Origin of the sequence: Aureisphaera galaxeae (assembly GCF_028561275.1) — a bacterium.
GTDB classification, from domain to species: Bacteria; Bacteroidota; Bacteroidia; order Flavobacteriales; family Flavobacteriaceae; genus Aureisphaera; species Aureisphaera galaxeae.
On sequence record NZ_JAQQTF010000001.1, the window covers coordinates 1 to 12842 of the forward strand.

The 12842-nt window shown below is 47.8% G+C and carries 4 protein-coding genes; all 4 read right to left on the reverse strand.

Annotated elements, in window-relative coordinates:
* Positions 1-3557: thrombospondin type 3 repeat-containing protein (locus tag POV27_RS00005; RefSeq protein ID WP_272860665.1), on the reverse strand; the 3557-nt coding region annotated here is incomplete at its 3' end.
* Positions 3558-4047: 490 nt separating this feature from the next.
* A complete protein-coding gene (locus POV27_RS00010; RefSeq protein ID WP_272860666.1) occupies positions 4048-6006 on the reverse strand; it encodes an OmpA family protein in 1959 nt (652 codons plus the stop codon).
* A 15-nt stretch (positions 6007-6021) separates the two neighbouring features.
* Positions 6022-6966, reverse strand: coding sequence for a PorP/SprF family type IX secretion system membrane protein (locus POV27_RS00015; protein WP_272860667.1), 945 nt, complete (start codon positions 6964-6966; stop codon positions 6022-6024).
* A gap of 53 nt (positions 6967-7019) precedes the next feature.
* On the reverse strand, positions 7020-12842 hold a 5823-nt coding region (locus POV27_RS00020; protein ID WP_272860668.1), incomplete at its 5' end, for a T9SS type B sorting domain-containing protein.

Sequence of the window (12842 nt, forward strand, 5' to 3'; positions counted from 1 at the left end):
CTACCATCATCATCGTTGTTCGAGGTATCCGGATCGTTCTCATCAGCCGATACATCGGTCACGTTGGTAAATGTACCGGGACCATCTATGGTAGCCGTAACCGTGATGGTCACGTCATTGGCAGGACTTCCTGAGGCGATGCTCGGGATGGTACATGGGAAGGTTGTACACCCTCCACCGCTCACTCCAGTGATGGTCAAATTCGTAGGCGTGTCGCTCACCACTACGTTGTTGGCCGTATCCGGACCGGTATTGCTCACCACGATTGTGTAGGTCACGGTATCACCCGTTTGGTAGGGGCTACTGTCCACCAAGGTCTTGGTTATGGCTACATCTGCAGAAGAATTTACAGTTAGCGTAGCACAGTTCACTTCGCTGATACATGGATTGTCATCATGGGTGATTACCAAACAATATTGATTTCCATTCAAGGCGGTTGCAACTGGATCTACGGTAAGCGTGTTAGTAGTGACACCACTATATGGGGCTCCATTGGAAAGTGGCGTACCACCACTTGAAGGATCTCCCAAATACCATTGGTAGTTAATGCCTGCATCGGCATTTCCAGGGGTTCCGTAATTGGGTGTTCCGGCGGTATAACTGGTGGCCTCATCTGCAGTAGCAGTGCCACTAAACATTACTTGGTCTCCAGCATTGGCTGTTTGATTGCTAGGAGTGGTTCCCACATTAACCCGAACCGCATTAACTTCATTTCCGCTAACACCGTTATATCCACCCGTGGTTGGTGCTGTGCCAACCACCTGACCATTGGCATCGACAATAGTAGGTAGATCACCTAAAATACCATCGCCATTTGGGTCGGCTCCGCCAGACTCCAGTACATCATTACACCCATCGTTGTCGCTATCTAGATCGAAACAATCTGGAATTCCATCATCATCCGTATCTCCAGGGGTGATAAATTCGAAAGTAAGCCCTCCAATAAATCCTAGATTAATGAATCGAATCATAATTTCATCTCCGGCGTTAACGGCAATATTTGCCGCTACACCTCCACCAGGTCTTGGATCTGGGGCGCCTCCACCTGGATAAAACAAGTATACGCTGGTTCCGTTCACAAGAACTTCGATGGAATCATCTAAAATCTCTGATGCCCCTCCACCAAAGGATAATGTCCCGGTAGCAGAAGCGGTTCTTCTAAAGTCAATTTGATAGAATGGATTCCCTGTAGATGTCCAAACAGCTCCTTGGTAATTTGCTGGTAGTATTGGATCCGAGGGTGTTTCAAATTGCGACCAACGATCGTTTGCCGCTGTTCCATTCGACATATATAGGGACCTTGAAGAATTCAATCCAAAATAGGACTCCCCTCTAAAAATAGAAGTACCGGCACCTCCGCCTCCGTTCGTAGGGCCAGGGCCAGAAGTAGTTCCTTCCTGTCCTTCATAGTAGGAAACCGCCCAATAGTTGGTTGGGAAGAATGTACGGTCTTCAGTTCCGTCAATTTCAGTTAAAGGTGAAGCAGGGGGACATCCTTCGGCAGTATCTAAAATTCCGTCATTGTCATCATCTAAATCACAAATATCACTTACCCCGTCACCATCACTATCGGAATTCCCTGAGGCAATAGGATCGCAAGGATCTGCCGCGGCATTCACTGTTAAGGTGGCACAATTTACTTCGTTGATGCATGGATTATCATCGTGCGTTATTACCAGGCAGTACTGATTGCCGTTTAGTATGGCTGAAGTTGTACTAATAGTTAAGGTTGCTGTAGTTACTCCACTGTATAAGGCTCCATCAGTAAGTGCAATACCTCCACTGGAAGGATCTCCTAGGTACCACTGATAGTTGATACCGCCATTCGCGTTTCCGGGCGTTCCATAATTGGGTGTTCCGCTGCTATAGCTGGTGGCCTCATCGGCCGTCGCCGCCCCCATGAAGGATGCTGGATCCCCGTCGGTTACGGTCTGGTTGGAAGGTGTTGTCGTTACATTAACGCGAACGGCATTGTTTTCATCTCCGTTCACTCCGTTATATGCTCCCGTAACAGGAGCCGTTCCGGTTACACGTCCGTTGGCATCTACCGTTGTAGGAAGATCTCCTAGGATACCATCCCCATTAGGGTCGGCACCTCCGGATTCCAATACATCATCACATCCGTCATTATCGCTGTCTTCATCTAAATAATCGGGTGTTCCGTCACCATCGGTATCCTGTGCAAGACAATAGGACATTTCATACAACTGCATGGTTACATTCCCTGAATTACCATTTTGTTTGGCACAAGTAAGAACCACCTGAGTTACTGGACCTACAAACTCGTATTGAATACTGTTATTAGGGGCGTTGGCGCCAGTAGCCGAGCTTATCACGGTATTTCCTATGAAAGTTCCATCGGCTCCAAGATTAATATCGGTTATGGTAACGTCAACCGGAGCACCTCCGTTAAAAGCTAGGATATCCACTCGATCTGAAAAATCTAGCCCTCCCCATTTAAACTCCAGATCGTACACAGGCCCGTTAATGAAATCTACCGTATATACAGCTACATCGCCATTGGGAAAATCGGTATTGTTGGGTTGCACATTGATATACTCTCCATCGGGAAGAATTGCCCCGTTATTCTGATTAGAAACCCCACCAGACCAGTTGGCACTACCCTGTAAAGCATAGGTAAAATTTGCACTTGCCCCTCCAAATGGAAATGTGTTGTTGACAGTACCGGGATTTGAGGAATTATCGCTAAAGGTCTGTCCTAATGCTATGAAACCGGTTGGACAATTCCATTCGTTGGTATCCAAGATACCATCGTTATCCGAATCTTCGTCACAGACATCAGAAACGCCATCGGTATCGGTGTCTACGTTTCCCGAGGCTACCGGATCGCATGGATCCACTACTGCACTAGCGCAAAAGTCAAAGTCACTAATAATAGAGCCATGAAATCCCCCTGTGCAAATATCACATTCGTCCCAAAAAATGGTTATTTCAGATATTCCAAAAGGGTCCGAAAGACTTAAGTTGGCATTCCCAACTGTAAAAAGACCACCTCCATTAGCATCCAATTCTACGTTGGATACACTTGTGACTACGTCGAACGTGTTATCGGGATCATTTTCAACTACCGTTGGAACAATCGTATTTGACAATCCATTTAATCCAGAAACCAAGAACTTGTCTCCACCACCACCGGAAGAACCATTGATATGTCCAATATCGAAACTTACCGAATTTACCGCAGGAGTAAATGTAATGGTGAAGGTCGCTCCGGTTGAAAAACCATTGGAACGTAGGTCAACTCCGTTGAGACCGTTAAAAGTTCCTCCTTGTATTTGGGAAATAACCCCGGTTTCTCCTGTAACATTGACGGAAAAATTGACTCCTGTTCCATCAACATTATTCTCTGCATACGAAAATGTTCCTGCAGTCCAATTGTTCAGCATATCGGTGACTCCATTAACTTCACCGGCGCCACACTGAGCGGATGATTGTATTGGGAATAACAAAGCTGTAAGGCAAAGGAAGAAAAGGAGGTAAGAAAAGCTATCTGTAATCTTCTCGAATCTGTAATTAACTAGGGTAATTATTTTCATGAGCTTATAACTATGATTTTATAAACAAAAAAATCTACCCTTATCATCCTCGATAAAGGCAGATTCGCTTTGGGTTTTTGGTTTTGGGTCATCGGGTTGGTCAAGTCCATTAACAAAAAAATCACATAAAGAAAAAGCACATTGCTGCGCGGTATTTATTCTTTAAGTGATTAGGCTTGTTACGGGTAAAACTACTTACAAATCTGTGTATGAGACAAAAAAAATACGGCTAAACCGTAATTTTTTCGATGAAACGCATTATTTAATCGATGTAATGCTCGTTTAACGGTAAAAAAACTCGTTGAAGTGACGGTTAGGATGTTAAAGTGTTAAAAAGTACGTTAAAACCATATAATTTATCGATGAAATACGCAAAAAAATACCTTTATCCTAGTAATCCTATAAGATAACTTTAACTAATTCATAGTCAATGAAAAAGCCACGCAAAATGCGTGGCCCTGATTATCAATTACTATATAAATATGAAAAACTACTTTTCTACGATAATGAACTCAGATCTTCGGTTCAATTGGTGTTCTGTTTCATTGCAAGGTACTCCGTCCGAACAACGGTTCAATAATTGTGATTCACCGTATCCTCGGCCCGTAATTCGACTGCGATCAATACGACCAATATTCACAATATAATCTACTGTGGATTTCGCTCGTGCATCCGAAAGTCGCATATTGAACCCAGCACTGGAACGACTGTCCGTATGGGACCGAACATCGATCTTTAAAGTGGGATTATCGCGCATCGCGGTGATCACCTTTTGAAGTTCACTGGCCGCGTCGGGTCGAATGAAGGATTTACTCAAATCGAAATAGATAGGATTTAAGTTGAGCAATACCCCAAGGTCCTGGCCTACTTCCATAATATCCACTTCCTTATCAGGATTCAGGTATAATGTCTTTTTCGAAATTCCGTCGTACTCCCCCGTAGTCGTAAACATTTTTTCGCTATTCCCAAAGCCGTCCTTACTGGCACGGATGGAATACTTGGTCGTACATTCAATAATATCGAAATAGAACTTCCCTTCCCTATCGGAAGTGGTTTCTTCCAACACATTGGTATCGCCATCCAATAAGATGACCTTTGCTCCAGCGATAAGGTCTTGGCTATCGTTATCACGCACTTCCCCATTGAGGGATTGTCTACATTCCTTTATTAACCCTGCAGTCTGTTCGAAAGAATAAATGTCGTCTCCTCCTCTTCCACCTTCACGGTTCGATGCAAAATAACCAAGCCCCGTGGAACTATTAATTACAAAAGAAAAATCATCGGCCTTACTATTTACTGGTTCTCCAATATTATACCCTTTCTGATAATTGCCATCTTGACCCAGTTCCGCCACAAAAATGTCCAAACCTCCCAGTCCAACATGTCCATCGGAGGCAAAGTACAAGTCGCCGTTGGTATCTACAAAGGGAAATGTCTCCCTTCCTTCGGTATTTACAATGTCGCCCAAACTTACGGGATCACCGAAACCATCTCCTTGAATCTTTACCTTGTACAAGTCGGAAGCACCTTCTCCACCTGGCATATCGCTGGCAAAAATCAATTCCGTTTCATCGGCACTCAAAGCCGGATGTGCCACAGAATACTCATCACTATTGAAGGGTAATTCTTCGGCATTGCCCCAGCCTCTGTCCGTGCGTTCGGCTCTATACAACTTGAGGTTGGTGTGTCCATTACCATCCCTTCCACGTCTACCTTCGGTAAAATTGTTTCTGGTGAAGTACATGGTTCGTCCATCTTTGGTAAAAACAGCAGACGATTCATGATATCTGGTGTTAATTCTGTCTCTATATCGTTCCGGATTTCCTTCCTCACTTACCGTAATGGAATATAATTCTGAAAAAGGCTCATCATCCCAATCATGGAAACGTTGGGATGCCGTTCGTGTTTTCCTATTGGAAGTGAATATCACCTCCCCGCCATTGAGTGTTGGTGCGAAATCTGAATACTTTGAGTTGAAGGGCACTGAGGAAATGGTAAACCTACCCGATTGCAGTTCGATTAACTTCAAATAATTCTTTTCTTCAACAAAGAGATCGGCACGGTCATCGGTCGTGGCCACCTCATCCAGTTTTTCCATGATTCGATCGGCCGTGGCATATTTCCCTATGGTTTTTAAGGATTGCGCATAGCGATAGATGTATTCGCTATCAATGCTTTCTGAATAAGCAAACAAGGCACCGTACCATTTGGAGGCTTCCTCGTATTCTCCGTTGAAATAGTAAGAATCACCGAGTTTCGCTAAAAGATTCTTAGATCGGTAACCCTTATCCACTGCGCGGATGTATGCTTCACGTGCATCCATGAAGGCATATTCTTCATAATACCGATCTCCACGAGTTTCTTTGTTGTTTTCATTTGTTTCTTGTGAAAAGGAAATGAATGACACCATCATGCATGCCATTAAAACTAAGTAGTCTATTTTTCTCATAACCATGGTATTATTTTAGAAGAATCTTGGGTTTTTCAATCCTTTATCCCTTTTGAAAAGCTCGAACCTAAGGAACACTTCATAGGAACCGTCGTTGTACTGCTGAAGATCGGTCGTTTCACGATCATAGGCGAAACCAATCATGATTTGATCGCTTACCTGAAAACCGGCCAGTCCGCTCAATGCTGCACTCCATCTGTAGGCTGCACCTAAGGTCAGTTTTTTGTGAATCAGAAAATTTGCTGAAAGGTCCACCTGAAGTGGTGATCCTTGTACAAGCTTAGTCAGCACAGCGGGCTTAAACAAAAGATTATCCGTGATATCGAAGGTATATCCAGACATCAAATAATAATTCACCCTTTCTTCGGCCGTCGCACTGGAATTGTTGCTGTTTGAAGATTCATCGAAATGCTCCGTTTCCAAAATATTCGGAACACTGAAACCCAGATAAAACTTATTTGTGTAATAAAAGGCTCCTGCTCCGATTTGTGGTGAAAACTTATTGTCGATAAATATTTCGGCCAAGGGATCGTTCGGGTTGAAGGTTCCGTTATTCGCCTTGTTCGAATCTATGTTGAGAAGATGTGCTCCTCCTTTGATCCCCAAGGCCAATCGTCCGTCCTCCGATACGGGAAGGGTGTAGGTAAATATCGCGTCGACATATGATTCGTCCGCGATAAAGATCTCGTCCCTAGTAACATTGATTCCTAACCCTACCCGTTTACCTACCGGAGAATGGAGCGAAAAGTTCATTGTTGTTGGTGCCCCGTCTAGGCCCACCCATTGGCTACGGTACAGCCCAACAAAACTGAGCACATCCCTAGAACCTGCATAGGCGGGGTTTACGCTCAAAGGATTGTACATATATTGTGTATACTGAGCATCCTGCTGTCCTAGTGCTTCGTTTGTAAAAAGCCCCAGAAAAACCAAGATCATTGTTGTTACGAAAAATTTTCTCATAGGTTTCAGTATTGGGCCCACAGGAACTTCCGGTGGGCATTTTATATATGATTTTATCTTCTGTTAATGTAAAGTGGTCCTGCCAATTGCTTGCTTTCTCCCTGTCGGTTCACGTAATTCAACACATAGTAGTACGTTCCTACTGGCAATCGGTCTCCTCGATCTATAGTCACACGTCCTTCGGAGAATCCTCTAAAGAAGTTGTTTCCTTGTCCGTATCCTTCGGTATCGTATACCTTCACACCCCAACGGTTGAAGATCTCCAACGTATTGTTCGGGAAGTTTTCGATATTTCGGATGACAAACACATCGTTCAGTCCGTCTCCATTCGGTGTCATGATATCGAATACCTCAAGGTTATCCTCTACATTCGGATTACCATTGTTCACTTCTACGTGATCTGGGATTCCGTTATCGTTCGAATCCTGGGTATCGGTTGGATCTCCATCACTGTTGATTACAATTTCATCATCATTTGGCAATCCGTCCCCATCACAATCCAGTTCTAACCACGCATCACTTACGATGGTGATGTCCTGATCTTGCCAGTTGAAATCGCAAGGATCGGTCGGATCGGTAGGATCGTTTGTAGTATCGGTTGGATCTACCTCTATTCCATTAGGCACTCCATCTCCATCACAGTCAATTTCAATCCAAGCTTCGCTAGGCGGCAACGTCTGACTCGCAAGGATGAAGTCACATATGTCCAATGGATCGGTTCCATCTAACACTTCCTGTCCGTCAGGCACTCCATCTCCATCGGTATCCGGATCTAACGGATCGGTTCCTATGTCAATCTCATCACCGTTAGGCAATCCATCATCATCACAATCCAGTTCATTCCAAGTATCGCTAGGCGGTACTGTCTGACTTGCTAGTATGAAGTCACATGGGTCTAGCGGATTGGTACCATCCAGAATCTCATCCTTATTGGTAACACCATCGCCATCACAATCCAAATTATCCCATTCTTCACTCGTGATAGAAATATCTTGGCTTATTGGCTTGTAATCACAAGGATCGGTTGGATCTGTATTATCTAAAATTTCCTGACCATTTAATACACCGTCGCCATCACAGTCACCTTCGTTCCAATCTTGTGAAGGTTCTGTATCTTGGTTCTCTGCGATTAGATCACATTCATCTAATGGATCTGTTCCGTCTTCCACTTCTTGACCATTGGTTACTCCATCCCCATCACAATCCAGATCTTCCCATTCCTGAGTCGGTGTTGTGTCCTGACTGGCAAGGATGAAATCACAAGGATCAATAGGATCGGTTCCATCCAATACTTCTTGTCCATTGCTTACTCCATCACCATCACAGTCTAGCGCCTCCCACTCTGGGGTTGGTGTAGTATCCTGGTTAGCCACTACTAGATCACAAGGATCAAGCGGGTTGGTGCCGTCCAATATCTCCTGTCCATTCGTAACTCCATCACCATCACAGTCCAAGGCATCCCACTCGGCAGTGGTTATCGTGATATCTTGACTCGCTGGATCGTAGTCACAAGGATCGGTCGGATCTGTATTATCCAATACTTCCTGTCCATTGGTTACTCCATCGCCATCACAGTCTCCTTCGTTCCATTCTTGACTTGGTGTGGTATCCTGGTTGGCTACTACCAAATCACAATCATCTAATGGATCCGTACCATCCAATACTTCCTGTCCATTGCTTACTCCATCGCCATCACAATCCAAGGCATCCCAGTCTGGAGTAGGTGTGGTGTCTTGACTAGCAAGTACAAAGTCACAAGGATTAATCGGATCCGTACCATCCAGCACTTCTTGTCCGTTGGTCACTCCATCTCCATCACAATCCAGCGCTTCCCACTCTGGAGTAGGTGTCGTATCCTGATTGGCCACCACTAGATCACAGGGATCAAGTGGATTCGTTCCATCCAATATTTCTTGTCCATTGGTCACTCCATCACCATCACAATCCAAGGCATCCCACTCGGCAGTGGTTATCGTGATATCTTGACTGTTCGGGTCGTAGTCGCAAGGATCGGTTGGATCGGTATTATCCAGTACTTCTTGACCATTGGTCACTCCATCACCATCGCAGTCTCCTTCGTTCCATTCTTGACTTGGTGTGGTATCCTGATTGGCAACTACCAAATCACAACTATCCAATGGATCGGTACCATCTAACACTTCCTGTCCATTGCTTACTCCGTCGCCATCACAGTCAAGGGCCTCCCAGTCTGGAGTCGGTGTTGTGTCTTGGCTTGCAAGCACAAAATCACATGGATCGGTTGGATCCGTACCATCGATTACCTCTGTACCATTAGTAACCCCGTCACCATCACAGTCAAGGGCATCCCATGCTGCAGTAGGCGTCGTATCCTGATTGGCCACCACTAGATCACAGGGATCAAGTGGGTTGGTTCCGTCCAATATCTCCTGGCCGTTGGTTACTCCGTCACCATCACAATCCAAGGCTTCCCAAGCTGGGGTGGTCGGAACCGTCTGGCTAGACAGCATAAAGTCACATGGATCGGTTGGATCCGTACCATCTATTATCTCATCACCGTTGGTAACACCATCGCCATCACAATCTCCATTGTTCCATGCTGCGGAAGGTGGCACCGTCTGACTCGTAAATATCAAGTCACATTCATCAAGAGGATCGGTGCCATCGGCAACCTCGTCCCCGTTGGTCACGCCGTCTCCATCACAATCGGCATCGTTCCATGCCATGGAAGGCGGTACGGTCTGACTGGCCAGTACCAAGTCACATGGGTCCGTTGGATCCGTACCATCAGTAACCTCGTCGCCGTTCGTTACCCCATCACCGTCACAATCGGCGGCGTTCCAAGCCGCACTTGGTGGCAAGGTTTGGCTTGTCACATCCAGGCTACACTCATCCAGTGGGTCCGTACCATCGGCGATCTCGTCTCCGTTGGTCACACCGTCTCCGTCACAGTCCAAAGCTTCCCAAGCTGGGGTAGTCGGTACCGTTTGACTCGTCTGCATGAAGTCACACGGATCGGTTGGATCGGTACCATCTATTATCTCATCCCCATTGGTCACACCATCGCCGTCACAATCTCCATTGTTCCAAGCATCGGAAGGCGGAACCGTCTGGCTCGTAAATATCAAGTCACAATCATCAAGAGGATCGGTGCCATCGGCAACCTCGTCGCCATTGGTCACCCCGTCGCCATCACAGTCTGCATCGTTCCATGCCGTTGTTGGCGGTACGGTCTGACTGGCAAGTACGAAGTCACAGGGATCCGTTGGGTCCGTTCCATCGGTAACCTCGTCACCGTTGGTCACCCCATCACCGTCACAGTCGGCGGTATTCCATGCCGCACTTGGTGGCACGGTTTGGCTGGTTACATCCAGGCTACATTGATCAAGAGGATCGGTGCCATCGGCAATTTCATCGCCATTGGTCACACCGTCTCCGTCACAGTCCAAAGCTTCCCAGGCTGGGGTAGTCGGTACCGTTTGACTCGTCTGCATGAAGTCACACGGATCGGTTGGATCGGTACCATCTATTATCTCATCCCCATTGGTCACACCGTCACCATCACAGTCGGCATCGTTCCATGCCGTGGAAGGTGGAACCGTTTGGCTCGTATATATCAAATCACATTCATCCAGTGGGTCGGTACCATCGACAACCTCGTCACCATTGGTCACACCATCACCGTCACAGTCCGCATCGTTCCATGCCGTGGAAGGTGGAAGGGTCTGACTGGCCAGCACGAAGTCACATGGGTCCGTTGGATCCGTACCATCAGTAACCTCGTCGCCGTTCGTTACCCCATCACCGTCACAATCGGCGGCGTTCCAAGCCGCACTAGGTGGCAAGGTTTGGCTTGTCACATCCAGGCTACACTCATCCAGTGGGTCCGTTCCATCGGCGATCTCGTCTCCGTTGGTCACACCGTCTCCGTCACAGTCCAAAGCTTCCCAAGCTGGGGTAGTCGGTACCGTTTGGCTCGACAGCATAAAGTCACATGGGTCGGTCGGGTCGGTCCCGTCCGTTATTTCATCACCGTTGGTCACACCGTCGCCGTCACAGTCCGCATCGTTCCAGACCGTCGTTGGTGGTACCGTTTGGCTCGTAAATATCAAATCACATTCATCAAGAGGATCCGTTCCATCGGTAACCTCGTCACCGTTGGTCACACCATCACCGTCACAGTCCGCATCGTTCCACGCTGTTGTTGGTGGTACCGTCTGACTGGCAAGTACGAAGTCACATGGGTCGGTCGGGTCGGTCCCATCGGTAACCTCATCACCGTTCGTTACCCCATCACCGTCACAGTCGAGGGCATCCCAAGCAGCAGTCGGCGGTACCGTCTGGCTGGCCACATCCAAGCTACATGGATCGGATGGATCCGTTCCATCGTTTATTTCATCACCGTTGGTCACACCGTCACCATCACAGTCCAATGCTTCCCAAGCTGGGGTCGTTGGAACCGTCTGGCTTGAAAGCATAAAATCACATGGGTCGGTCGGGTCGGTACCGTCCGTTATCTCGTCACCATTGGTCACACCGTCGCCGTCGCAGTCCGCATCGTTCCAGGCCGTCGTTGGTGGAACCGTCTGGCTCGTATATATTAAATCACATTCATCCAATGGGTCGGTACCGTCGGCAACCTCGTCACCGTTGGTCACACCGTCTCCGTCACAGTCCGCACCGTTCCACGCTGTTGTCGGTGGTACGGTCTGGCTAGCCAATACGAAGTCACATGGGTCCGTTGGGTCCGTCCCATCGGTAACCTCGTCACCGTTCGTTACCCCATCACCATCACAGTCAAGGGCATCCCAAGCAGTAGTCGGCGGTACGGTCTGGCTGGCCACATCCAAGCTACACGGATCGGATGGGTCTGTGCCATCGGCAATCTCATCACCATTGGTTACTCCGTCACCGTCACAGTCAAGGGCTTCCCATGCTGGGGTGGTCGGAACCGTCTGGCTCGACAGCATAAAGTCACAGGGATCGGTCGGGTCGGTCCCGTCCGTTATTTCATCGCCATTGGTAACGCCATCGCCATCGCAGTCGGCATCGTTCCAGGCCGTTGTTGGTGGAACCGTTTGGCTCGTATATATCAAATCACATTCATCAAGAGGATCCGTTCCATCGGTAACCTCGTCACCGTTGGTCACACCGTCTCCATCACAATCGGCATCGTTCCATGCTGCTGAAGGTGGAAGTGTCTGACTGGCAAGTACGAAGTCACATGGATCCGTTGGATCGGTCCCGTCGGTAACCTCATCACCGTTCGTTACCCCATCACCGTCACAGTCCAGTGCATCCCAAGCAGCGGTCGGTGGTACCGTCTGGCTGGCCACATCCAAGCTACACGGATCGGATGGGTCTGTGCCATCGGCAATCTCATCACCGTTGGTCACACCATCGCCGTCACAATCAAGGGCTTCCCAGGCCGGGGTCGTTGGAACCGTCTGGCTTGCTAGTACAAAGTCACAGGGATCGGTTGGGTCGGTCCCGTCCGTTATCTCGTCACCATTGGTCACACCGTCGCCGTCACAGTCGGCAGCGTTCCATGCCGTGGAAGGTGGAACCGTTTGGCTCGTAAATATCAAATCACATTCATCCAATGGGTCGGTACCGTCGACAACCTCGTCACCGTTGGTAACACCGTCACCATCACAATCGGCATCGTTCCAAGCTGTAGTTGGTGGAACCGTCTGACTGGCCAACACAAAATCACAAGGATCTGTTGGATCGGTTCCATCGGTAACCTCGTCACCGTTGGTCACACCATCTCCGTCACAGTCCAAGGCATCCCAAGCTGCGGTCGGTGGTACCGTCTGGCTGGCCACATCCAAGCTACATGGATCGGATGGGTCCGTTCCATCGTTTATTTCATCGCCATTGGTCACACCGTCACC

Bases quoted from the DNA above. Each gene is read 5' to 3' on its own strand.
- POV27_RS00010 (WP_272860666.1), bottom strand. From the start codon at position 6,006: ATGAGAAAAATAGACTACTTAGTTTTAATGGCATGCATGATGGTGTCA.
- POV27_RS00015 (WP_272860667.1), bottom strand. From the start codon at position 6,966: ATGAGAAAATTTTTCGTAACAACAATGATCTTGGTTTTTCTGGGGCTT.